Origin of the sequence: Nocardia anaemiae NBRC 100462 (genome assembly GCF_001612725.1) — a bacterium.
Taxonomy (GTDB): Bacteria; Actinomycetota; Actinomycetes; order Mycobacteriales; family Mycobacteriaceae; genus Nocardia; species Nocardia anaemiae.
Map to the genome: position 1 here is coordinate 1 of NZ_BDAZ01000051.1, position 23,737 is coordinate 23,737.

The window sequence follows — 23,737 nt, forward strand, 5'->3', positions numbered from 1 at the left end:
TACCGGTCTTTCCCTCGACCGCACACCAAGCCCTAACCTGCGCATATGACGATTCAACCGACCACGGTAGAAGCAGGAGGCAGTCATGCATAAGTTGGTGGTCCTATATCCCAAGCCCGCCGACCCTGACCACTTCCGCGAATACTACGTGAACAACCACCTTCCGCTGGTCATGAATTGGCCCGGCCTGCTTGCGTGGCGCTACAGCTTCGACGTGGCGGCGACCAACGGAGAAGCGCCGTATTTCGCAGTCTTCGAAGCCGACTTCGCTGACGCCGCCGCCTTGGCCGCGGCGCGGGCGTCCTCGCACGGCCAGCGGGCGGCCGCCGATGTCGTCAACTACGCCACCGGCGGTGTGGTCGTCATCGACTATCCGGTGCAGGACGGCACCAGCTGAGACAGGGCGGCACGCTCCGGGACGCGTTCGGCCGACCATTGCGGCCAGGTCCGGCTATCGGCGGAAATGCCGTTCTCGGTTGCCGGTTCGTTGAGCGTCAAAGGTGGACCGATGTCCTGGCCGGATGTCACGGTGGTTGATGCGTGCGTGCGGCGCGACGGCCGGGGCGGCAGTCCCACGGCCGTCACCGACGACGACCCGGCAGCGACGGACGCGGACCGGCGTGCGGTCGGCTGCTTGTCATTTCCCCCGCGCCGGGCGCTACTTCCCACTCGCGCGGCCAGCGGAGTTCTCCGAGTTGATCCTGGACGCAGCTGCTTCCTGCCAGAACCGATCCTAGCGTCGGCTGGTGGGGTTTGCTCAGCTCGTCGGCCCACACGCTGCGGCCCGCCGGAATCCGGTGGGAGTGCTGTCCGGCCGACTGGTGCGTGGTATTGCTCATTGGGTCCGCGTCTTCCATTCCCCGGCTACCGCGACTCGGGTCGGTGCCATCCATCTCCGGACGGCGGCTGCCTTGTTGCCCGGCGACGGCGCCGGTTCGCCGGGCCGGGCCAGACCGATTAGTTGCGCGGTGAGGACGAGAAGTATGCCTGCCAGCTGTGCGGGGCGCAGGCTCTGGTGGGCGATGGTCCAGCCGAGGGTGGTCGCGACGAGAGGACCCAGCAGCATCAACCGCGACGCCGTCGTCGCTGGAACGCCGCGATAGAGCCCCCCGAAGAATAGTGCGAACGCGAGTGCCGTGGCTCCGGCCGATAGCCAGATCGTCGCGCTGAGCTGGCCGATGCTCAATCGCGGTGGCGCGCCGTCGACCAGTGCGGCGATCGGCAGCAGGAGCAGCCCGCCCGAGATCATCTGCCACGCGGTGGCCCCGAGCGGGTGCACCCCGAGCGGCGCACCCCAGCGGCGGGTCAGCACCATCCCGGTGGCCGACAGGAGCGCCAGCCCGGCCGAGGCACCGACGCCCAGCGTGTCGAACGCGGCCCCGCCCTCGAATATCAGCAGCGCGACTCCCGCCAGCCCGATCGGTGGCACCCAGAAATCCCGCGTGCCGACTCGCTGCCCGAGCACGGTCAGCAGCACCGGTACAACCAGGCACTGCGCGGCGGAGATCGTGGCCACCACGGCACCGGGCAGGCGGTGGGCGGCCAGCGCTTGCAGGGCGAAGAAGCCGCCGAAGTTCAAGGCCCCCAACAGGATCGAACGCATCCACCACACACCCCGGGGCAGCGCCGGGCGCAGTGCGATCAGCAGAACACCGGCGGGCAGCACTCGATAGACCGCATTCCACACCGGCGTGCTCGGCAGATAGGCGGTGGCCAGGAACGCGGTTCCGAACAGGCACGGCCCGACGGCAGCGGATAGCAGCGCCGCCTCGCGCTGTATCTCGATCCGACCGCCGAGCACGCCCGCCGCGCCGCGATTGCCGATAGTCATGGCGAGACCGACTCTTCGAGCTGCCGGTGTGCGCCGACGCCCGCCACTGTCCGCACCGGCGCGGACATCGCGGCCGTCAGCGCCGCCTGCCCCGCATTTCCGCGACCGAGCAGCGCCGTCAATTGCGCGGGATCGCCGCGTAGCGCGTTGGTCGCGGTCCGCAGGTCGGTGGCGATCTCGGCCAGCACCGCTGCGATCTCGTCGCCATTGGTCCGCAGGATCTCGGTCCACAGCCCGGTATTTCCGGCGGCGATTCGGGTCGTGTCCCGGATGCCCGCGCCGCACAGCCGCAGGACCGCCTCGTCCGCGTCCGCGAGGCGGGCAGCGAGAAGTGCCGAAATCAGGTGTGGAACATGCGATGTGCGCGCGACCGCGCGATCGTGGTCGGTGGATGTCATGACGATCGTGCGGGCGCCGATGCGGGTGACGAGGTCGGCGACGGCGCGCAATGCGTCAGGTCGGGTACGCACATCCGGTGTGAGCACCCACACTCGGTCGTCGAACAGTTCGGCGGCCGCTGCCATCGGACCCGATCGCTCGCCACCGGCCATCGGATGTCCGCCGACGTAGGTGGTGAGATCACAGCCGAACAGCTCAGCCTCGCGCGCCGGGGCGGATTTGACGCTGGCCACATCGGTGTAGAAGCGCGAAAGCCCCTTGGACTGGCAGTCGGCGAGTACGGCCGCGATGCTGCGCGGCGGAACCGCGATTACCGTGAGATCGACGGCCGACGGCGGCAGGCCCAGAATTCCCGCACCCAGGCCCGCGGCCGCGGACACGGCGGTGGGATCGGTGTCGTGCAGGTAGATCCTCAGTCCGCGGCGGCGCAGTGCCAACGCCACCGACGTTCCGATCAGCCCGCAACCGATGACGGCAACCGAGTGTATTTCGCCGATCTCGGCAGGTATTCGGTCGGTTTCGGTCGAAACGGCACATGCGTTGTTAACGGCAGCACTTGTTTCTCGGATATCCATCGCGTAGCCCTCATCGTTGCGATGTATGTTCGGACGTCTTACCGCGCCCGAATGCGGGCAAATGTACGTCGCCGGATGGACGCCGGTCAATGGCGCGAACACTCCTCGGCAGTAATGATTCCGAACTACCTACCGCGGCGCCTATGAGTACCTATCTTGGGCATCTACCTAGGTATATTGCATTGCCTTCGAATCCACTCGCATCTGCCCTCGTATGGAATTGGGCTCGGCGCCGCCGCCGCTTGCCAGGTGCGTTGGTGCCCATTACAGTCCTGACTGGTGGCCATCCGGCAAACCGCCGGGACCGCCGGGGGAAACCACACCCTGTGGCAATCCTAGCCATCTCCGTTCCTGACCGTTCACGCAATCGCAGGTCTACATTATGAACAGCAATTCCGAACAGTGATGCAAAAGCGGTGGCAGTGACGGTAGGCATTACTTACCCGTATAGACGGTTCCTGCCCGGCACGAAATATCGGTTTCTTTGTCTAGGCGTTGTCAATAGAAAATCCACATCGCGACCTGTTCACCCGCATTATCGAATCGACGCAGCTGGGTGATATCACCGCGGAGTTGCTGTTGGACTTTCCGGTGCGGAAGAATGGAAGATGTCGCTGCGGCACTTCACGCCGTGCCGGTGAGCAGCGTATCCTCCCCCCCGGGTGCGGACGTTCTGTTCGGTCTCTATGCGCTGCAAGGGCATCCGGTCCATTTCCCGGCACCGGACATCTTCGATCCGGACCCTGGCTACTCGCCCGCGATTCCAACTCACCGCCTGCCAGGCCTCGGCCACCCTCACCTCCGATCGGCTACACATGCGCGTCACATCCTGGCAGCGGAATCCCGGTCGTGAGGACGTTGACCATGGTGGCTTTGCAATTGTTTTGCGCGTCGGCGTATTCCGTCGAGGCCACGGCCGGTGCCGTGGTCGTGTCTGTCACCGGCGCCACCGTTGTCGACGATCGCTACAGCCAACTGGCCGCCACGGCAATCCGGCGATCGGGAACATCAACGGTCAGCGGACAAGAATTGAGACATCCATCCTGTTGCACGACGCGGCATTTCATGGCCTGCGCTGGTGGAGTTGGCCCACCGTCGACGCTGTGACCTGGGGCGGGCCGTCTTCGGTGGCAGAACGAGTGCCGGTGAAGGTGGCCCGTTTCGGCCTCCCCGTTGCGCGAAACGGCATTTCGTGGCCTACCTGGCAGGCCGATAGCTTCGGATTCATGGAGTGGAATTTTCTTTCGGCCGAAGAGCTTTCAGCTGCGTTGGGTGCGGGTGAGGTGACCTCGGTGGAACTCACCGACGAGGCGATCGCCCGTATCGAGCGGGATGACAAGGTGATCAACGCGATCTGTGTACCGGATTTCGATCGTGCGCGGGCCGCCGCGCGCGATGCCGACCAGGCGCGCGCCCGCGGCGAGGACCGGCCGCTGCTCGGTATTCCGGTGACGGTCAAGGAGTCCTACAACATCGCCGGGCTGCCCACGACCTGGGGCATGCCGCAGTACGCGAACTACGTACCGACCGAGGATGCGGTACAGGTGTCCCGGCTGAAGGCCGCCGGCGCGGTGCTGCTCGGTAAGACCAATGTGCCGTTGATGCTGCGAGATATCCAGAGCTTCAACGAGATCTACGGCACCACCAACAATCCGTGGGATCACCGCCGCACCTCGGGCGGATCCTCCGGCGGTTCGGCCGCGGCCCTGGCGTCCGGATTCGGCGCGCTGTCCATCGGCTCCGACCTGGCCGGTTCGCTGCGCACGCCCGCGCATTTCTGCGGCATCTACGCACACAAGCCGACACTCGGGCTGGCGCCGACCCGCGGCATGGTCGCGCCGCCCGCACCGGCATTGCCGATCGACCTCGACCTCGCCGTCGTCGGCCCGATGGCGCGCACCGCCCGCGACCTCACGCTCCTGCTCGACGTCATGGCCGGACCGGACCCACTGACCCACGGCATCGCCTACAACGTCGCACGGCCGCCCGCGCGCCACGAGCGGCTATCGGACTTCCGTGTCCTGATCATCGAGGACCATCCGCTCATTGCGACCGGATCGGCGGTGCGGGCTGGCGTGAATCGGGTCTCCGAGGCGCTCGTCGACGAGGGCGCCCGCGTCGAACGGCACAGCCCGCTACTGCCCGATCCGACCGAAGCGGCGACGCTCTACATGCTGCTGATGCTGTCGAACGCCGCCGCAGGTCTTTCCCTCGACGTGTACCAACAGCTGCAGACCCACGCCGCCGCCCTGAGCGCGGACGACCGGGGTCTCGATGCGGCGCGGCGGCGCGGCATGGTGCTCAGCCATCGCGACTGGGTCGAGGCGAACAACCGTCGCGAACTCCACCGCCACGGCTGGCGGCAACTCTTCGCCGAGTTCGATGCCGTGGTGTGCCCCATCACACCCACGCCCGCCTTCCCACACGACCACAACGGAGGTCTGGAGAACCGGCACATCGACATCGACGGCGTCGAGTACCCGTACTTCGACCAGCTCGTCTGGGCCGGTATGGCCACCATGCCCGGCCTGCCCGCCACCGCCATCCCAGCGGGCCGTTCCCCCGAAGGCCTGCCGGTCGGAGTGCAGCTCATCGGTCCGATGTTCGAGGACCGCACCCCATTACGGCTAGCTGAACTGCTAGAGCAGAAGATCGGCGGCTTCCAGGCGCCGAAATAGGGCGCACTGGCCAGTTGGCCGGGACACGGCAGGGACGGGCATTGTCGAGAACTCCCCATCCCTGCCGACGCGCGTTCATCGGCATAGCGTAGGCACGGGCGCGATGCTGGCGGTGTGCCTTCGCCCAGAAGTGCCGCCGCAGTTGTTACCAGGGCGGCGGTTCGGCGAAATTCGGTGGGCGGCGCTGCACTTGGGCGGTGAGCGCTTCGATGAGTCCGGCCCGAAGAAGCCAACTGGGCGACCGCGCGGTCTACGACACCCAGACGTGGGGCGGTTTCCGTTCCGTCCGAGGACCTAGCTCAGAAACGAGAACCCCTAGGTGGTGCGGGGGCAACAGCCCGTCAACTCTGAGAATTCGGTGGGGCGGGGGTGCCACGGCCTGCGGGCTGGGACCGGATCAGGGGAATGGGCCTGCGCAGGTCGACCATGCGGGCGGTGGGGATCTGCCGTTCTCGTTCGAGGATCGGGCCGGTGGACTCTGTGCCGAGCGAGACGGTCGCGGTGCAGTCGCCGGGGCCGAGGGCGACTAGGGCGCCGTGGCGGACGGTGGCGGCCAGCGGCTGGATCTCCAGAATGAGGGCGAGCTCGACGGTGACCGAGCCGGTGGACTGTCCGTCGACGAGGATCTCCAGGTTCGGGCGGTAGGTGTGGGTGAGCTCGTGGGCGAGCAGCTCGACGGTTTCCTCGGGGCCGCGCTGGGAGCGGACGGCTGCGGAGCGGAGGCGATCGTAGCCCCGCCAGCCGGCGACCGCCGCGTCACCGAGATCGATGTCGAGCAGGCCGTCGACGGCCTGGGCGATTCTCGGCAGGGCGATATCGCGCACCAGGTCGCCGAGCGCCGGTGCGGCCGTGTGCAGTGTGTGGTCGAAGTCGACCTCGCGCAGGCGGGCGGTGAGCTCGGCGCAGCCCATTTCGCGGGATCCGTTGTCGTAGAGCACGGCTCGTGCGGTGAGGGTTTCGGGGAACATCAGCGTCGCACCTCTCGCACGGTCGTGATGGGTTCGGCCCGGTGCACGCGGATCTGCACATTCGGTGGCCGAGAAGGGATGGTCCGGATGTCCAGGCGGGGGTTCTGGTCCTGATGGACGCGGATCTGCACGTCGGGTACGCGACCCGTGTGGTGGGGGCTGGGTGCCGGGCTGCCGAAGCGAGGGGATTCGACGGTGCGGCGATCGAACGGTGAAGCACCGGGTGCCCGGACGCCGGGCTGTGCGGTGTCGGTCTCGCGACTGCGGAACGGTGCGGGGCCGGGGACACGGCTGCCGCCCGGAGTGGGGGACTCTGTTGCGGGTGTGCGGCGGCCGAGCAGATTGAGGGCGCCCACGATCGCGGCGAGGATCAGGACGGCACTGACGGCCAGCGGACCGATAGACAATGTCCCGGACTTGTTCTCGGGGGCCTGTGCCTCCGCGGTGGGTATGGGATTCCCCTCATCGGGGTCGGAGGTCACGATCGGGTCCGTGGTCACCTTCCGGGCCGCGAGTACGGTGATGGGCTTCGTCGCGGTGATCGAGCTGTCCGTGGTGCAGGTGGCGGTCAGGGTGGACTTGCCGGGTGTGGCGCTGGTGGGCACGGTGACGGTCGTGTCGAACTTGTAGCTCGTGATGCTCACCGTGGTGGCGGAGGTGGTCCAGCCCGGGGTGACGGTCACCTTGCTGCACAACCAGTTCCCGCCGTGCACAGTGATCGTCGTACCCTGCACCGCCGTCGACGGGACCTCGAGAATCAGTGTGTAGCCGTCGCTGGTGCCGCTGCCGTCTCTGTTGCCGGTGCCGTCTCTGGTGTCGATGCGGGCGGTCGGCGGCACGGTTGCGCCGGTCGGTGGAGGCGGCACCGAGGTCACGCTCGAATTCGGCGGCGGCGCAATCGAAGACGGCGCCGCAGCCGCGGGAATCGTGGCGGCGGCGAGGACTGCGGCGAGCACGGCGGCTGCTGTCGCGACCTGCCGGATGAGAGAGTGGCGACCGAATGGGACCGAAGCGGAAGGGATCGTCATGGCTGCGCACTCCGGGAAGCGCCCACCGCCGCCCGTCACGCGGCACGGCTGAGGTTGTGAAAGAGAAACGGGAACAACGGGATACGTTGCCCATCCACGGTAAGCTGCGCCGACACGGGCGACAACCGATTTTGTTGATTTGTTCCCAGGCCGCCGCGCTCACGCCGGGCGGAACGCCACACGACACTCACCTGCCGAGGCGTTCCTACGCGAGCAGGTCGGCGAGGATCTACACGAACGATGCGGATCGTCGGTGGTAGGTCCGGCGTGTCAAGGCGGTCTTGCTGGACTCGTCGACGACGATCCCCCCATGACCGATATCGGGCAACACCATGATTCGTCGGGTCTGTTCGCGCTCGGCAGGGACCACACCGTCCGCTTCGGCCGCGACCGACTGCTGGGCGGCTATTTGCTCGCTCGCCTGCACCGCCGGTTCGCCGAGCGGGCCGCTGCCGCACAGAACGCGGCCAGCGACGAGGTCGGGCGGTACATCGACCTCGGATCGCCAGATGAGGTGCACATTGTGCTGGCCGATGAGCTCGGCTTGTCGATCCAACGGGAAGCCAGCACCGACCGCGCCGTGCTGTCCGAGCTGGCGCAGCAGTACCCGCACCCATTCCTGACGCACCTGTTGGACTGGCACGACGCCATCCGAGACCGGGACACCGTCGCCACTGCCCTTCCCGTGGCGACTCGGCCTTGACCAACGCGGGCTCCTGGTAGGTACGCCAGACCCGGCCCGGACTCCCAGCACCGATGACCACCAGGAGCAGCGGATCCAAGCCGTGAACTCGTAACCGGTGTGCGCCATCGCCTGTGCGGCATCGGCGTCGTCGGGCCGACCGCGCCGAGAATCTACTGCGCCCGATCGGAAATATGGTGAAACACAACCTGGTTCAGGACCTTGTTCGGGCCGGAGCATTGGTGTTGAGCGATTTCGAACGGATGTGTTCTGATTCCGCGAAATCAGTCGAATGTGTGCATGGCGCCAGGCCCAAGGCGGACACCTGAATAGGCCGACAGGGAGTGAGAAGCGTGCCGGGGCGGGGAATGCCATTGCGCGACAAGAGATTTGAGTCTTCCCCTCCGCCCTCGACTCGCAGCCGTCGTGATCGGTTGTTGCACAGTCTCTCCCGGTTGCTGGAGTGTCTGCCGGGACTGCAGCTGCTCGGTTGCGAGCTTGACGCACGAACCCGCTGCTCATGTCATCTCCGAGTACGGCTACGGGATTCCTCCGCGCGGGCACGGTCACGGATAACCGCGCCGATGCCGCTCTCAGGCCGGTAACTCCGAGCAGGAGAGCTTGCAGGTTGGAATCGGTGAGTGGGGCGACGTGCGATCTGCGACCATTACACGGGAGGTTCGATCCACGAATCCCGCTGAGATCCCTATCTCGAATTATGAGGACCTGGAAGGGCATCTCGATTATGACCTACCCATCCCAAGAAGTTGCTTCACGACAGCGGAAGGAACCAGACGGATGTTGATGCTTACTCCCACTGCAATCGAGGCCGTTCGCACTATTACCTCCACCGCGGACGCGCCCATGGATGCCGGGCTGCGAATCTCGGCGACCGACGGCGCCGAGACATTGCAGATGGCCGTCACCGCAGGACCAGACGAGCAAGACCAGGTCGTCACCGCCCAAGGAGCGCGGGTGTTCCTGGACGAGCAGGCCGCAGCCTTCCTGGACGACAAGATCCTCGACACCGGGCAAGACCCGCACGGCCAAGGCGGGTTCGTCCTTGCCCAGCAGGATCAGAACACCGCCCAATGACCCGACTCCGATGACGTAGGGCCCGACGACGGCAGTGTCCGAAACGATGACGCCGGGCGCAACGGATGGATGTTCGTGGCGGAGGCGCTGCCGCAAACACGCGCGGTGCCGCCCCGCAGTGATTCCCAGCGAGCCAGATCAACTTGCTGCGGGTGTCAGCGGTGCTGGAAATCCGCGCACCTGAAACGCCCGCCGCTAACCCGCAGCACATTTACAATGAGTCCGGTCCCGATGTGAAATCCGGGGATGTGGAGCGGACCCTCATGCCCGACGCGGCCGACAAGGCTGCATCGAAGTGGTGAAGCCCAGGAATATCTCCCGGGCTTCACCCACCACTTCCGTCCTTGCCTGGCATTCGGTCAGTTGTCGTCTTGTCGGCTCGCAAGACTCCACCTGATAGCCGTATATTCGCTACGGTTCTGCTCGTCTCTGTGGACCACTTCATCGCGACACTGCGAGTTGACCACCCCTCCGTCAGCTTCTCCAACGACGTCGCCGCCTGTCCCGGCAAGATCCGCAACCGCGCCCTGTGGACCCTGCAGATCCTGCTCGGCCTGTTCTTCATCATCGCCTCCGGCGGGCCGAAGCTCGTTATGCCGAACGCCCTGATGGACAACGCCCCCGAGAATCTGACCATCCCGCTCGGGCTGCTCATCTTCATCGGAGTTGCGGAGGTCGCGGGCGGTGTCGGCCTGATGGTGCCACGGCTCAGTGCCCTGGCTGCCGCGGGCCTGTCGGTTCTCACCGTGCTGGCCGCCGGGACGCAGGCTTTCATCGCCGACATGCCCTTGATGGGGATTTTCCCACTGGTGCTCGCCGCGATCTTCGCCTGGATCGCCTACGAGCGCCGCGCCATCGTCACCGATCTGCGCAACTCGCTCTCGCGATGACAAATCCATACCTACGACCGGCGATCGGTGGCCCACCCACCGACCGCCGGTTGTGCATTCTTGGATCGATTGCCTGTCGGGTTGGCGGCGATCGCTCCAGCGGCCATCTGGTCCGCGCGGCAGTGGGGGTCGCACTCGAACGCGGACTAATGCGGACGGGCTGTTAGTCGGCTACGTAGCGCAGCATCACAACTTTGTTGAAGTGCTGCGCGGACGGGGCAGACGCACGTTCGGTTTGCGGTCTCGGTGAGCAGTTATACTCAACGCCGCAACATCTTTCGCTACAGCAGCAGGGATTGGGTGGGATGCCGCCGAAACAGGTGAGGCAGCGTCGCAGTCCAACCCAGGAACGCGCCAAGGCCACACGTCGGCACATCCTGGATACCGCGGCGAAGCTCTTCGGTGAACGGGGGATCGGCAACACCTCGACCAACCGGATCGCAGCGGAAGCCGAGGTGAGCGTCGGCACTGTCTATCGGTACTTCGCCGACCGTTCGGTCATGGTCGATGAGCTTCTCGAGTGGTTGCTCGTGACTGTCGAGCAGCGCATCAAACAGTGTCTGGACGAGCTGGCCGAGAAATCCAGCCCGGAGTTGATTGCGTCAATTCTGACCGTCGCCACCGATGTGCTGGTGGACAACGCGTCTTTGGTGCGGGCATTGGTGGCTGATCTGCAGTTCTACGACACTGTCATTCCCGAATTCGAGCCTCGCCTCCACAGGGTGATCGAGACGCTGATAACCCGAATTCTCGGTCCCGGTGACGAGCACCAACATCGCCGGATGACCTCCACAGCGCTCGATACCATGTTCGCCATTGTCTTGCGCACGGCACTCGAATCCGACAGCGTGCGCCGTGGCGAGTACATAGTGGCGACCTCCCGAATGATCACACACTGGATCGAGCCTCAACTCGATCCATGACCGGAACCCTCGGACTCTGCAACCATGCAATGTCCGCGGCAAGACGCACGGTGAGATCGTGAAAGGCACCGCCGTTCTGCTCGACGAGGCCGCCAGCGTCAACGCGCGCAATGCGATCAGGCGCCGCTACGGGATACACGACTGGATCGCCTATCTCGCCAGCCGTTTGCAACGCGGCAAGAACGCCAACATAGGAATCGAAATCACCGCAGCCTGACCGCCGAATCCGTGCCAGTCCGGCGACCCGAGATGTGCCGGATTACCTGCTGGTCAATCGCTTTCGGATCGGATGCGGGATGCGAATCCTATCGCGTCCTGGCTGGGCGGTGCTCCGAAAAGGCGGCGGTATTCCCGGCTGAACTGGGATGGACTGTCGTAGCCCACGAGATATCCGATGTTGGCGACGTCTCTGGGATTTGCCGCGAGCAGCAGACGGGCCTCGTGAAGTCTGATCTTCTTCTGGTACTGGACGGGAGTCGTCCGGGTGACGGTCCGGAAGTTGCGGTAGAAGGCCGAGGGGCTCATCCCGATGAGTTCGGCGAGGTCTTCGACCAGGAAAGGCTCTCGGTAGTGTTGCCGGATCCATTGCACGGCTTTGGCAATCGGGGAGAGCCTGGGATCGGCGAGTCCGATCTGGCGGACCGTCGCGCCGTGCTCGCTGGTGATCAGTCGCCACAGGATCTCCCGTTTCACCAGCGGTGCGAGGACGTCTCTGTCGCCGGGGCGGTCGAGCAGGCGCACCAGCCGCACGGTGGCGTCGAGCAGTTCGTCGGAGGCGGTGCTGAATGCGATTGCCGGTGGCGCGGTGTCATCGGTATCCGGAATGGTGCCGGGCCCGGCCTGCAACACCAGCTCGGCGACCTCCGAGGCTTGCAGTAGCAGGCACAGGCCGAGCACCGGCCGTTCCGGTGTGGCGTCGCTGAATCGGCATTTGAGGGGCATGGCGACCGATGTCACCAGGTACTGCCCGGCCCGGTAGTCGTAGACGTGCTCGCCGTAGGCGAGACGTTTGGCGCCCTGGGCGATCAGTGTCATGCGCGTTCTTGCCATGGACGGCGGTGCAGGCAAGTCCGACTCCTCCCGGCCGACCAGCAGGTCCTCGATGGCCGTCGCCCCGTCGTCTCGGGCGTGGCGGTCCAACAGGATGCAGAGCTCGTCGAGCAGCATGAGCCGAAATCACCCCAGCACGTGTGCGAGAACGATGACGCATCCGAGGACGAATTCCAGAGCGGCGAAGGAGAGGAATTCTGCCGGACGGATCGGAAGGCCTTTCCGCGCGAGGGAGAGCATCCGCCCGGCGAACCCGAGGAAGATCGGTACAGCCATCAAGTAGATCAGTGGGCCGTGTTCGTGATCGCGGATGGTGATCCCTGCCCAGACGAACATGGGAGCCCAGCCGATGTAGACCCCTGCCATGAAGCGGTGGATGTGGTCTGCGGTGGCATCGCCTCCCTTGGCTCCCTGCACTATCTGAAGCCCGGCACCGGCAACGATTACGGCTGCGGTCAGCAGCAGACAGACCATGACGGTGATGTAGGAGGCGGTGAAGGAAGCGGGGCCGTCTGCCAGCGTCAGTCCCTGTGTGTCCATGGTGAATTCGTTCTTCCGTTAGTGAGGTTGGTCTGCGCGCCGTCGCGCGGTTGGTCAGGCTTGTTCGGTGGGGCGGACAACGAGTTCAGCGACGGCGACGTGCCGGGGGCGAGTGACGATGTAGCCGACGGTGTCGGCGATGTCTTCGCTCTGCAGCCGTTCGATGCCGCCGATACCGGCGGCGATCTGCTCTTGGACGGCCGGTGCGTTGTGCGAGCGCAGTTCGGTATCGACACTGCCCGGCTCGACCACCGATACCCGCACATGCTGACGCGTCAGTTCTTGCCGCAACGCCTCACTGAAGGCGCCGACACCGAACTTTGTGGCGCAGTAGACCGCCGACATGCCGAAGGCCATCCGACCGGCCAGCGAGCCGATGTTGACGATGTCGGCGACCTGACGTGGGCCATCCGCGGCCGCCTTGACCAGGTGCGGGACGGCCGCGTGGGTGCAATACATCAACCCCATCAAGTTGATGTCGACCATGCGCCGCCAGTCGTTCAGGTCAGCGCTCGGTGCGGGTCCGAGCAGCATCAAACCCGCATTGTTGACCAAGATGTCAAGGCGGCCAAGGCTTTCGACCGTCTGGTCGACCGCGTCGGCAGCGGCGTTGGCGTCGGTGATGTCGGCGGGCATGATAACGGCCCGCCCACCCGAATTGGAGATCTCGGACGCCAGCTCGCTGAGACGGTCCTCGCGGCGGCCGACCACGGCCACCGATGCACCCTGGCGGGCAAGCTCGGACGCTGTGGCGCGGCCGATTCCGCTGGATGCCCCGGTAACAAGGGCGACGGTTCCGTCGAGACGACGAGTCATAGATCCTTACCTTTCGAAAAGTGTCGACATTTCCGGGGCCCCATACCATCGACAAAGCGCGAAGGCTCGAGGCAATCCCCCAACTCAGCAACAACACCGCCGATTTGCGCGAACATGCCGCCGACCTCGTGCCAGCCGATCCAATGCGCCACTTCCCGTTGGCAACTCGGATGTGTCGGGACGAAGTTACGGTCATCGCTGGCGATCATTGGATATTCCTGTGCCGTGACGAACGAGACAACCTATTCAAGCACCGTGACCTGCGAAAACGTAGAACGATGCTGGCTTGGCCTTGCCTAATCCTCGCGTAGGACCGGAGACCCGGCCCATGATCGGTTAGAACACGCTCATGCGCCTACCGCGCGGTTCGAAAGAGCCACGGTGAATGTTTTGCAGCGCGGGGTTGTCGGCGAACAGGCCGCTGTGGCCGCCCAGGTCGTCGGGGCACTGATCCTGGATCAGGATGTTGGTGGAGTTGGTCCGCGACGCCGTCTATTACAGATGCCGTGCCAAATCCATCGCCCCGGGTAGCCGCCACAGATTGTGCTGGCCGCGGACGATGCGTCGGGCACCGGTGTCGCGCAGGACCGCCGGTTCACCGGGCACGAGCGGATCGGTCCGGGCGATTGGCAGCCGGTACTGGGGGCCCAGGCCAGAGAGATTTTCGAACTCTCTTGCCTGGGCCCATTTTCGGCCTAATCGCCTGTTCGATCAGGGAACGCTGAATACTGCCTATCGCGTCACCGTATGAGGATCGGGGTGCTTATGGTTTGACGTCGTTGTCGAGCCGGTCGCGCTCGTCGGCGGCTGCGGCGAGGACGGAGGACCCCGGTCGTTTGCCGAATTTCCATTCGTTGAAGGCCAGGTTGAGCAGGACGGCGGCGACTGCGGCTGCGCTGATTCCGGAGTCAAGGACCACTGCGATTTTTTCGGGGAAGGCGTCCCAGAATTGTGGCGCCGCAACAGGTATGAGGCCGAAGCCGATGCCGACCGCAACGATGACCATGTTGAGGTTGTCCTGGTAGTCCACCCGGGATAGCGTGCGAATCCCACTCGCCGCAACCGATCCGAAGAGCACGAGTCCGGCGCCGCCGAGTACCGGGTACGGTATTCCGGCGACTATCGCGCCGACCACCGGGAGCAGGCCGAGCAGCAGGAGAATCAGGCCACCGGTTGCCACTACGAACCTGCTTTTGATTCCGGTCAGTGCGACAAGACCGACGTTTTGTGCGAACGCGCTGCAGGTGAACGATCCGAAGAGCGGCGCAACCGTCGTCGACAGCATGTCGGCTCGCAACCCGTCCGCCACGCGCCTGGCATCGACGTCGGTCCCGACGATTTCACCGATCGTGAGGATGTCGGCCGTCGTTTCGATCAGGGTCACCAGGATCACGATTGTCATCGCGACGATGGCCCCGACTTCGAAGGTCGGTGACCCGAAGTGCAGCAATTGCGGCGGCGCGGCCAGGCGGGCGACGCCCACGTCGGAGAAATCGGCCTTGCCTGCGCAGACCGCGATGACGGTACCGAGTACCAGTCCGATAAGAATCGACAGCCGTGACAGCGCGCCCTGGAACAGGCGACTGATCACCAGGATGATCAGCAGCGTCAGGCCGGCGAATCCGAGGTTGGCCAGGGAACCGTAGTCGGGTGCGGTGGAATTGTTGCCCATTGCCCAGTTGAAGGCGACCGGCATCAGTGAAAGGCCGATAACGGTGATGATCGTGCCCGTCACGACTGCGGGGAACAATCGCGCCAGTTGCGCGAAGAACGATGACAGCACCAGGCCGATTACCCCGGCGACGATGATGGAGCCGAATACCGTACGTAACCCGCCGGTGGTGGCAATCGCCACCATGGTCGATACGCCTGCGAAGGAAACCCCCTGCACGATGGGCAATCGGCTGCCGAACGGTCCGATTCCGAGGGTTTGCAGCAGCGTGGCGAGGCCCGATACGAATAGGGCCGCCGTCACCAGCAATCCGATGTCGGCGGCGGATAGCCCAGCCGCGCCGCCGACGATGAGTGGCGGCGCGATCACACCCCCGTACATCGTCAGAATATGCTGGGCTCCGTAGGCGGCCAACTGTCCCGGCGAGTGTCTTGCATCCTCCGGTCGTCCACTGTCCGCCCGGCCGCGACGCCAACTCAACATCCCCATCCCTCATCCTTCCGATCGCGGAAATGATGTTCCGCTGCACCGGAAATGTGACAGGCATCACTCGAGTGTGGCTACGGTAGGTAGATCCAGTCTTCGGTCCCTCGTCGCTACACCGCATTGTTGGTTCGGCTAGTTGCCGCTGTCTCTACTGTCGCCCACGCTTATTGCGAGCCGACGTGATGCAACCATGTGACGCTCCATCCACCCGCTGTTCTGCACGCTCGACCGAGCGCCTTCGTGGTTTTCGGGTTCCCGATCGGGCTCGATACCGACCTCGACGAGACCATGCGCCAATGCGTTCGCAGCGCCATCGACCTACTGGTCGACACAGGCATGTACACCACTCACGCCTACCTGTCCGCCGCAGGCGATTTCGCCATTTCCTTGGTGTGGTCGGAGGACGAACTGGATGGGTGCGGCGCTCAGGCACTGGCTGATGGCGCGGGGATCAGGATGGCACGCAAGCAGTTTGAGCGCACTGGCTACGCCCTCGGCATCCCTGCCTGTCAACGACTTTCAGCTGGATCGGTGCGTATCTGCGTCTCTAGGAAGTTCGAAATCTCGTTCGCGACGACGTCGGGCATCTCGAGACCACACAGGTGGCCGAGCTCGCTCAGTAGGACCGCACGGCCTCCCCGGATGCGCCGGATATCGTCGAGCTGCTTGGCTTGATCTACGACGACGTCCTTCCCGCCGAGTATGTAGCAGGTCGGGATGCGTATCCCGGACAGTTCGTCGGCCTGGCTTGTCAGCGCACCGCCCGCCAGCCAGCCGTGCCACATCTGCTCGGTGACGGTCAGCATGCTGCTCGCCAGACTCGAGGTCTTCGACGGGTCCACCGAGATTGCCGCGACGCCTTGTGCGAGCGCTTCGACATTGCCATAGGCGGCGTCGAAGCCAGCGGTCACCGCGTCGCCGGTAGTCGTCCCCGCGGCGTTCCACGGAACGACTCCGATCAGCGCACGCACCTCGTCGGGGTAGTCGAGCGCGATCCGCATCGCGATCGCACCGCCGAGGGAATAGCCGACCATGCAGTAGCTTTCGACGCCCGCGTCGTTGATCGCGTCGTGCAGGGTCGCGGCCAGTGTGGACAGTCTCCCGTCCGCTGGCGCGTGTACGGACTGACCATGTCCGGGCAGGTCGAAGATCAGGACGCGGAACCCGCTCAGGTGGCGCGCGATTCCGGTCATGAGGTCAGCCGTGGCGCCGAATCCTGGCAACATGACAAGAGTCAGTGGGCCCTGGCCGTGTTCCTGCCAGTAAATATTTGAACTGGTGTGCGGCATCGAGATCTCCCTAGGCTCGGCGAAGTTTGTTGGGCATACATGTGTTCGCGCACATCGGCCAGATCCCCCGCACCGCGGGCCGGTCCTGCTATGCCGAGGTCCTGCCATCGGCGCATCATCTCGTTCAGTGCGCATCGGTGGTGTGGCTCGCGGTGAAGGCCAGAAGAAGCGCGGCGGTCCGCGGCGGATCCTCCATGATGGGCGAGTGCCCAATACCGGGCAGCAACTCGACTTTCGCGTCCGGAACGGCGCGGTATTCGGCGGCGGAGGAGGATCGCCATCTCCGGTCGTCTTCACCGAAGATCACCAGCAGCGGCTTACCGAGCGGAATCAAGCGATCGGGGAGCGCACGCTGGTTCACATAGTCGTCACCGGCCTGCGATGTCGCAATGAAGGCGTGGTAGGTCATGCCGCGCGCGTCGTCCACGACCTCCTGCGGGACCTGGTAGCCAGGGCGGCTGAACGCGGTGCTCGCGGCCCTGCGGATCAGGCTGTCGGTCCGAAGCCGCCACAGCAGCTGCCCGATGACGGGGTCGTACAAGAGCCCGCCGACGAAGCCGCTCGAGATGAAGGCGTCCAAACGTGGCGCGGTGTCGATGAGTACGAGCGAGGTCACCAGGTCGGGGCGTTGCTCGGCGAGGGCGGTGGCGACCGCGCCACCGGTGGAATGGCCGATCACTACGGCGTGCTCGACGCCGAGCCTGTCCATTGCCTGACCGACGCGACGTCCCTGCTCCGGCATCCCGTAGCCACCACCGGCTGGTTTGGCCGACTGGCCGTGCCCGAGCAGGTCGATCCGGATGAGGCGATGGGACTTGGTCAGCAGCGGAACAAGCGCGTCCCACGAGCGGGTCGACGCGGCGAGCCCGTGGATCAGTACGAGTGCCGGGGCATCGGAGGGGCCGTCCTGGCGCACGTGGATATTCCCGCCGTCGAGGGACAGGGTCGGATTCCCACTGGCCTCGGCGCTCTGCCGCGTCACCAGCTCCGCGTTCACGAGAAGCAACCCGACGACGAAGAACAGGACAGCCGAGGCGATCATAAGGCGCCACCGGCGCCGTGTCCCACTGCTCATTTCAGCCTGCCGGTGCGGAAACCGCAGGTCGGCGTCATCGAAACAGCGGGGTCATCGAGCTCCTGGGAAATAATCATGGGCCTACTGTCACCGCCGGTGCCCGCCGATATCTTGTACAAATGTTCCGGTCAGTCGGCTCGGCTTGCCGAATGGACAGCGTTCGAGGAATTGGCAAGGCCTGTGGATTGGCACCCGAGGATTAGGCGAGCATGGTCGCGGCTCGTGGGCTGAGGGCGGCGTCAACGAGGAGCAGGATCAGCGTGGCGACCAGCGGTCCGGTCCAGCTCCCTCCGGTGCGGAGGCGAGGAAGCTTCTGGATCGCGGACCCAGTCCGTTGTGGACGCCGTCCAGGCCGATGACGAGGGTCCGGGAGGGCGGCGATGACGTGTTCGAGATTCCCCTGTCCGAAGCTGCCGCCGATCGCAGGGATCTTCTCGGCGGCCTTCGCGCCGAGGAATTGCCGGTGCTCCCGCGTCAGGCTGAGCGTTTCAGTTCCACTGCCGCACGGGCGATTTCATCCGCTTCGGCGGCGGTGTCCCCCGATGTTCGTCGCCAAGTCGTGGGTTGATGTTCTACCTGGTACCGCGTATGCCGTGTCCTTCGGCATCCGCACGCCACCCGCTCAGGTGTACTACAGCGCGTCGATTTCGGCCGCGTAGCGCTGGAGTACGACGGCGCGTTTGAGCGATAGCTTCGGAGTGAGCTCGCCGCCTTCCTGGGTCCAGTCGGCGGTGAGCACGCGAATCTTCTTGATGCCTTCGGCCTTCGACACTCGTCGGGAGGCCGTGGCGTTCGGCCGGAGATAGGTGTGGGTTCCGGCCGCATCCGTGCGGCCGGAACGACAGAACTGCCTGTCGGGCTAGCCGAGTAGCAGGTGCTCCGTGGTCAGAAAGTACGAGCACCGCGGTAGATCGAGGAAATTCTTCTCGTCATCGGAGAGGCGCTGGTTGGCCTCGATCCCGGCTACTGTGGCCAGCGCCGCGAGCACTGCTTGTTGGGACGGGAACCAGACTTCGGTGAGTCCGTCGAAGGCTTCCCCGGTGCCCTTTGTGGTGGCGAGCAGCAGGTTCTGGGTTGCATCGGTGATATGGCTCTGGACGTAGCGGTCACCACCGAGCAGCTTGATCTGCTCGGTGGCCAAGGGGCCGTGGCGGTTCGACCAGTAGTCGTCGAACTGTTCCGGTGACAGGTCGGCTCGGCATCGGAGCGCGCACACCATCTTGATCCGATCGGATTCGGGGTCCGCGACCGCGTTCGGCAGCTGAGACGCGAAGATCGCGGCGAGGCCCGCTGTGGTCGCGCCGGTGAGGAACCCGCGCCGCGAGCTCGCGCGGTCGAGGGTGTTGTTGATCGACATCTCGTCCTTTACTTGTCTTGCGGTGATCGAGTGAGGGCCAGCATGACCTCACGTTTTCCCCGGATTTCGTCGTTGTAGCAATCGATTCGCGAGCCACTGAATCGCGCGATGCACCCGTTGCAGTAGCCGCAGACCGGATGTCCGGGGGTGGGTTCGCCGGTGAGGTTGCGGTAGAGGTGTGGGTCGGCGATGAAGGCCCGCGCGGCCGAAACGGCGTCGACGCTGCCGCTCGCCAGCGCGTTCTCCATGCCCGCACGGGTGTGGAAGCCCCCGACCGCGATCACCGGAACGTCGAGTGCCTCGGTGAACCGGCGAGCGTAGGGCAGGTTGAAGCCTTCCTGCGGTGGCCGCAGTCGTTCGGCGACGCGTTCGGCCACCGGTGCCATGGCTGCCAGCGCGAGTTTGCGCACCCTCGACGAGTGCATCAGCAGGCCGACACTGACACTGGCCCTGAGGAATCCGCGATAGTTGCCCTGAACCATCCCCGGCCACGACTCGTAGTGCCCGCGCGAGATTTCGATGGCGTTGGCGCCCGCGTCCTGCAGCCACCGCGCGACGCGCACGAGTTCGTCGGTCGTGGCGCCATGGCGCAACGGCAGATCGTCTGTGCTGTTCATCTTCACCAGTACCGGATAATCGTCGCCGTGTCGGGCGCGGATCGCGTCCATCACCTCGAGCAGCAGGCGGGCGCGTCGCTCGAGCGGCCCACCGTATTCGTCGGTGCGGCGGTTGGTGTGCGGGGTCAGGAACTGTCCGAGCAGGTAGCCATGTGCGGCGTGGATCTGCACACCGTCGAACCCGCCTCGCGTGCCCGGACACTCGCGGCCACGAAACTGTCTACAACGCCGCGGATTTCGTCCAGACGCAGGGGAGAGGGCTTGGTCCCGTACAGCGGTTCGCGCACGTTCGACGCCGACACGATGCGGTCCGCACCCGGTGCGAGCCTCGCGATCTGCCGTCCGCCGTGATTGAGCTGAGCCACGAGCTTGGCACCGCCCGCATGCGCGACGGCGACCCATTCGCGCAGGCCCTCGATCTTGTCATCCTGGTCGATGCCCGCCTGCCGACCTGCCGATTTGCCCTGCAGGCAGACGTAAAGGTTCCCGGTGACGATCAGCGGGGTGCCCGCTCGGGTCATCGGCTCGTAGAACGCGAGCAGGTCATCGGTGACGAAGCCGTCCTCGGTTGCCCGCGTTTCGCTCGTGGCCGACTTGAAAAGGCGGCCATCGACTCGCATCGCCCCGATGTCGAGAGGTCTGCGCAGCAAACAGTCGACCATCTAATCTCCTGATCAATTCATCATATGTGATCTAAAGCTCAGTGAATCTCAGGAGTGAGGAGCCGTCAAGTCGGTCATCGCCCTGAATGTGATGGTTTCATCAGTTTCGTTTGACAGAGCATATGATCGCAACTGATGATTTAATCAATAACCCCGATGGAGGTACCTGTGACAAGCATCGACAAGGGCGTCGGAACTGGGCGGACAGTCCGGGTCGGAAAGCGTGACATCTTCTACAGCGAGGCCGGATCCGGTCCCGCGGTGGTGTTGTTGCACGGTGGTGGGCCGGGCGCGAATGGGCTGTCGAACTATGTGCGCAACGTCGAGACTCTGGCGGAGCGGTTTCGGGTGATCGTGCCGGACCTGCCCGGTTACGGGCAGTCGTCGAAGTTCGTCGACCAGTCCGATCCGTTCGGATATCTGGCCCGGATGATCGGTGGCCTGCTGGATGAGCTGGGCATCGCCTCGGCGCATCTGGTCGGTAACTCCTACGGTGGTGCGGCGGCGCTGCGGCTGGCGATCGAGCGGCCGGAGAAGGTGGATCGGCTGGTGCTGATGGGGCCGGGTGGTGTCGGCACCACTCGTGCGCTGCCGACGGACGGTCTCAATGAGTTGCTGAACTATTACCGGGGCAGCGGACCGAGCCGGGAGAAGATCATCCGGTTCATCCGCGAGTATCTGGTGTTCGACGGAAGTGCTGTGCCCGACGAGCTGATCGAGAAGCGCTTCCAGGCCAGCATCGAGCCGCAAGTGGTGGCGGAGCCGCCGCTGCGTCGCCCGTCCGGGCCGCTGGCCTTGCGCACTCTGTGGCGGATGGATTTCACCCGGGACTCGCGGTTGCGCGAGGTTACCCATCCCACCCTGGTGATCTGGGGTGCCGCGGACAAGGTCAACCGGCCGCAGGGTGCCCGCATGCTCGCCGAGGCGATGCCCAACTGCGATGTCTATATGGCGGCCAATACCGGTCACTGGGTGCAGTGGGAGCGCCCGGACCTGTTCAACACCCTCACGACCGCCTTCCTAGAGGCGACGACATGACTGATTTTCTGCGGCCGAATCCCGACTCGGTGTTCGGGGCTGTTCATCTGGGATATGTTGTGGTGCAGTCGAATCGGCTGACCGATTGGCGCCGATTCGGTGCCGACGCGATCGGCGTGCACGTGGACGAGCCGGACCGTGACCGGCTGCGGTTCCGGCTGGACGATCGCACCTGTCGATTCCTGATCCAGCGCGGCCCCGCCGAGGATGTCACCGCATTGGGCTGGCACGTCGACGACCATGAGACCTTCGACCGCATCGTCGCGCGGGTGACCGACCGTGGCGTGCCGATCGCCGAGGGCACCGCCGAAGAGGCCGCGGCGCGGGGTGTGGAGCGGCTGTGGCGCTTCGCCGGGCCGAAGGGCATCGTGCAGGAGATCTTCACGGTCCCGGTGACCACCCCGGAGCCGCTGCGGATGATCAGCTCCGGCTGGGTGACCGGAGAGGCCGGAATGGGTCACGTGGCGATCACTTCGCGCGCACCCGAGTCGATGCGCGGCTATTACCAGACCGTTTTCGACTGCCGGATCAGCGATTACATCGACGAGAACATCTCCGGTTTGAAGATGAAGGCCCGGTTCCTGCGGGTCAACGAACGGCACCATTCGATCGCCATCGCCAATATTCGCGGCATCAAGATAGACCCGATCCGAACCTCGGTGCAGCACATCAATATTCAGTCCGGGACCCTCGACGACATGCTCGCCTCGTATCAGCGGGTGCGCGAACTCGGCTTCCGCATGGCGTGGTCGGTCGGTCAGCACACCAACGACCGCGAACTGTCCTACTACTGCGTGACGCCGTCGGGATTCGAGCTCGAGGTCGGCTGGAATCCGATCGTCGTCGGTCCCGAGCTCGAATCCACCTGGGAACCAAGCACTTACCAGGGCATCAGCATTTGGGGCCACAAACCCGTCGGCGAGACAGTGTTGGACAAGTTCGCCCAATTCCGGCAGGCCGTTCGGAGCACGACCACGCCGGAGATCACTGTCCCGGAGCTCGCGGGAGGACTGTCGCGATGAACACTACAGACTACGACGTCGTGGTCGTGGGCCTGGGCCCCACCGGCCTCACCCTGGCCAACCTGTTGGGGCGGCGCGGAGTGAGCGTGCTCGTGCTCGAACGGGAACCGGAGTACTACGGGCTCGCGCGCGCGGTCTACACCGACGACGAAGGCATGCGGATCTTCCAAACCGCCGGTGCCGCAGAGGAACTCTCGGCCGACATGAACCTCGACTCCACGGTGCAATGGGTGCGCAAGGATGGTTCGCTGCTGGCGCAGTTCCATCAGACCGAACGCCCGCTGGGCTGGCCGGTGGTGAACCACCTGTACCAGCCGTACCTCGAGAATTCTCTCGCGCGCGCTCGACCGCTACCCGCACGTCACGGTGCGACGTGGTCGGCAGGTGGTCGAGTTCGACCAGAACGCGGACACCGTCAGCGTGGAGCACACCGAATGCCAAGGCACCGACTACGGCAAGCGCACGCCCGAATCCGACCCTCGCACCGCCGAAAGGGTCCGTGCGAAGTTCCTGGTGGGTTGCGATGGTGGCCGCAGTATCGTGCGCACCAACCTCGGCATCGATATGACCGGCACCAGCTTTCCCGAGCGGTGGCTGGTGGTGGACCTGAAAGCCAAGGACGGGGTAGACGCGTTCCGGCATCTGCCGTACTTCAACTTCGTCTGCGATCCCGAACTGCCGAGCGTGTCGTGCCCGCAGCCGGGCGGTCATCACCGCTTCGAGTTCATGCTGCACGACGCACAGACGAAAGAGGAGATGGAGGATCCGGAGACGGTACGCCGCCACATTTCCCGCTACGTCGACCCCGACGAGGTCGAGGTGCTGCGCAAACTCGTCTACACCTTCAATGCGGTCGTCGCGGACCGCTGGCGCGTCGGTCGCATCCTGATCGCCGGGGATGCCGCGCACATGACCCCGCAATTCATCGGGCAGGGCATGAACTCCGGTGTGCGTGACGCGGACAACCTGTCGTGGAAGCTGACGGCGATCATCAAACACGGTGCGAGCCAGAGCATTTTGAACAGCTACGAGACCGAGCGACGC

23 protein-coding genes and 2 pseudogenes are annotated in these 23,737 nt (G+C 65.0%); 11 read left to right on the forward strand and 14 right to left on the reverse strand.

Annotated features, from left to right (window positions below):
- The first annotated feature begins 85 nt into the window (after positions 1 to 85).
- Positions 86 to 397 carry an EthD family reductase gene (locus NA5_RS26710; protein ID WP_062990832.1) on the forward strand — a complete coding sequence of 104 codons (312 nt, stop codon included), beginning with the start codon at positions 86 to 88 and terminating at the stop codon, positions 395 to 397.
- Between the two features lie 438 nt (positions 398 to 835).
- Here NA5_RS26710 and NA5_RS26715 read toward each other — a convergent pair whose 3' ends face one another.
- The 3 genes from NA5_RS26715 to NA5_RS42910 form a co-directional block, all read right to left on the reverse strand.
- Complete coding sequence (locus NA5_RS26715) at positions 836 to 1,831, reverse strand: EamA family transporter (protein ID WP_062990833.1); 996 nt, start codon at positions 1,829 to 1,831, stop codon at positions 836 to 838.
- The gene (locus tag NA5_RS26720) at positions 1,828 to 2,805 is read right to left on the reverse strand and encodes a prephenate dehydrogenase (RefSeq protein WP_218020159.1); all 978 of its coding nucleotides are present in this window, start codon (positions 2,803 to 2,805) and stop codon (positions 1,828 to 1,830) included. Before NA5_RS26720 ends, NA5_RS26715 begins: the two co-directional genes overlap by 4 nt.
- Positions 2,806 to 3,614: 809 nt before the next feature.
- Entirely contained in the window at positions 3,615 to 3,746 is a 132-nt protein-coding gene (locus NA5_RS42910; protein ID WP_281201759.1) for a hypothetical protein, read from the reverse strand.
- Between the two features lie 285 nt (positions 3,747 to 4,031).
- Between NA5_RS42910 and NA5_RS26725 the strand changes: the two genes are divergently transcribed.
- Positions 4,032 to 5,483, forward strand: a complete 1,452-nt coding sequence (locus NA5_RS26725; RefSeq protein WP_062990977.1) for an amidase — start codon at positions 4,032 to 4,034, stop codon at positions 5,481 to 5,483.
- A gap of 341 nt (positions 5,484 to 5,824) precedes the next feature.
- On the opposite strand, the gene NA5_RS26730 is transcribed toward NA5_RS26725, so the two are convergent.
- Both NA5_RS26730 and NA5_RS26735 read right to left on the reverse strand, forming a co-directional pair.
- Positions 5,825 to 6,451, reverse strand: coding sequence for a hypothetical protein (locus NA5_RS26730; RefSeq protein WP_062990834.1), 627 nt, complete (start codon positions 6,449 to 6,451; stop codon positions 5,825 to 5,827).
- On the reverse strand, positions 6,451 to 7,479 hold the full coding sequence (locus tag NA5_RS26735) for a hypothetical protein (protein ID WP_157110653.1): 1,029 nt from the start codon (positions 7,477 to 7,479) through the stop codon (positions 6,451 to 6,453). The genes NA5_RS26730 and NA5_RS26735 overlap by 1 nt, the downstream gene beginning before the upstream one ends.
- A 310-nt stretch (positions 7,480 to 7,789) precedes the next feature.
- Between NA5_RS26735 and NA5_RS26745 the strand changes: the two genes are divergently transcribed.
- From NA5_RS26745 to NA5_RS40680, 6 genes are all read left to right on the forward strand, one after another.
- Positions 7,790 to 8,182 (forward strand): hypothetical protein, encoded by a 393-nt coding sequence (locus NA5_RS26745; protein WP_062990838.1) that lies wholly within the window; start codon positions 7,790 to 7,792, stop codon positions 8,180 to 8,182.
- 777 nt (positions 8,183 to 8,959) lie between these two features.
- Positions 8,960 to 9,256, forward strand: a complete 297-nt coding sequence (locus tag NA5_RS26755) for a hypothetical protein (protein ID WP_062990842.1) — start codon at positions 8,960 to 8,962, stop codon at positions 9,254 to 9,256.
- A gap of 152 nt (positions 9,257 to 9,408) precedes the next feature.
- A complete protein-coding gene (locus tag NA5_RS40675; protein ID WP_157110654.1) occupies positions 9,409 to 9,558 on the forward strand; it encodes a hypothetical protein in 150 nt (49 codons plus the stop codon).
- Positions 9,559 to 9,687: 129 nt separating this feature from the next.
- Positions 9,688 to 10,146, forward strand: a complete 459-nt coding sequence (locus NA5_RS26760) for a DoxX family protein (protein ID WP_245672412.1) — start codon at positions 9,688 to 9,690, stop codon at positions 10,144 to 10,146.
- A 305-nt stretch (positions 10,147 to 10,451) separates the two neighbouring features.
- Positions 10,452 to 11,069, forward strand: a complete 618-nt coding sequence (locus NA5_RS26765) for a TetR/AcrR family transcriptional regulator (protein ID WP_062990844.1) — start codon at positions 10,452 to 10,454, stop codon at positions 11,067 to 11,069.
- A gap of 58 nt (positions 11,070 to 11,127) precedes the next feature.
- Positions 11,128 to 11,286 (forward strand): hypothetical protein, encoded by a 159-nt coding sequence (locus tag NA5_RS40680; RefSeq protein WP_157110655.1) that lies wholly within the window; start codon positions 11,128 to 11,130, stop codon positions 11,284 to 11,286.
- A gap of 53 nt (positions 11,287 to 11,339) precedes the next feature.
- Here NA5_RS40680 and NA5_RS26770 read toward each other — a convergent pair whose 3' ends face one another.
- The 9 genes and pseudogenes from NA5_RS26770 to NA5_RS43290 all read right to left on the reverse strand — a co-directional run bounded on the left by NA5_RS26770 (position 11,340) and on the right by NA5_RS43290 (position 20,633).
- Positions 11,340 to 12,236 carry an AraC family transcriptional regulator gene (locus NA5_RS26770; protein WP_062990846.1) on the reverse strand — a complete coding sequence of 299 codons (897 nt, stop codon included), beginning with the start codon at positions 12,234 to 12,236 and terminating at the stop codon, positions 11,340 to 11,342.
- A 9-nt stretch (positions 12,237 to 12,245) separates the two neighbouring features.
- On the reverse strand, positions 12,246 to 12,659 hold the full coding sequence (locus NA5_RS26775) for a DUF4345 family protein (protein ID WP_062990848.1): 414 nt from the start codon (positions 12,657 to 12,659) through the stop codon (positions 12,246 to 12,248).
- A gap of 54 nt (positions 12,660 to 12,713) precedes the next feature.
- A complete protein-coding gene (locus NA5_RS26780; protein WP_062990850.1) occupies positions 12,714 to 13,475 on the reverse strand; it encodes an SDR family NAD(P)-dependent oxidoreductase in 762 nt (253 codons plus the stop codon).
- A gap of 763 nt (positions 13,476 to 14,238) precedes the next feature.
- Entirely contained in the window at positions 14,239 to 15,636 is a 1,398-nt protein-coding gene (locus NA5_RS26785) for a nucleobase:cation symporter-2 family protein (protein WP_157110656.1), read from the reverse strand.
- A 506-nt stretch (positions 15,637 to 16,142) separates the two neighbouring features.
- A complete protein-coding gene (locus tag NA5_RS26790; protein ID WP_084484437.1) occupies positions 16,143 to 17,057 on the reverse strand; it encodes an alpha/beta fold hydrolase in 915 nt (304 codons plus the stop codon).
- On the reverse strand, positions 17,047 to 17,964 hold the full coding sequence (locus tag NA5_RS26795) for an alpha/beta fold hydrolase (protein WP_084484438.1): 918 nt from the start codon (positions 17,962 to 17,964) through the stop codon (positions 17,047 to 17,049). The genes NA5_RS26790 and NA5_RS26795 overlap by 11 nt, the downstream gene beginning before the upstream one ends.
- A 664-nt stretch (positions 17,965 to 18,628) precedes the next feature.
- On the reverse strand, positions 18,629 to 18,769 hold the full coding sequence (locus NA5_RS41415) for a hypothetical protein (RefSeq protein ID WP_245672414.1): 141 nt from the start codon (positions 18,767 to 18,769) through the stop codon (positions 18,629 to 18,631).
- Between the two features lie 87 nt (positions 18,770 to 18,856).
- Positions 18,857 to 19,354: an EthD domain-containing protein gene (locus NA5_RS26805; protein ID WP_062990858.1), complete on the reverse strand. Its 498-nt coding sequence runs from the start codon at positions 19,352 to 19,354 to the stop codon at positions 18,857 to 18,859.
- 8 nt (positions 19,355 to 19,362) lie between these two features.
- Positions 19,363 to 20,633: pseudogene (locus tag NA5_RS43290) on the reverse strand (NADH:flavin oxidoreductase).
- A 177-nt stretch (positions 20,634 to 20,810) separates the two neighbouring features.
- On the opposite strand from NA5_RS43290, the gene NA5_RS26815 reads away from it, so the two are divergent.
- From NA5_RS26815 to NA5_RS43580, 3 genes and pseudogenes are all read left to right on the forward strand, one after another.
- Positions 20,811 to 21,671 (forward strand): alpha/beta fold hydrolase, encoded by an 861-nt coding sequence (locus NA5_RS26815; RefSeq protein WP_245672418.1) that lies wholly within the window; start codon positions 20,811 to 20,813, stop codon positions 21,669 to 21,671.
- Positions 21,668 to 22,693, forward strand: a complete 1,026-nt coding sequence (locus NA5_RS26820) for a VOC family protein (protein WP_062990860.1) — start codon at positions 21,668 to 21,670, stop codon at positions 22,691 to 22,693. The genes NA5_RS26815 and NA5_RS26820 overlap by 4 nt, the downstream gene beginning before the upstream one ends.
- A pseudogene (locus NA5_RS43580) lies at positions 22,690 to 23,704 on the forward strand (FAD-dependent monooxygenase); the annotation flags it as partial. The gene NA5_RS26820 and the pseudogene NA5_RS43580, both read left to right, overlap by 4 nt.
- Positions 23,705 to 23,737: the final 33 nt, after the last annotated feature.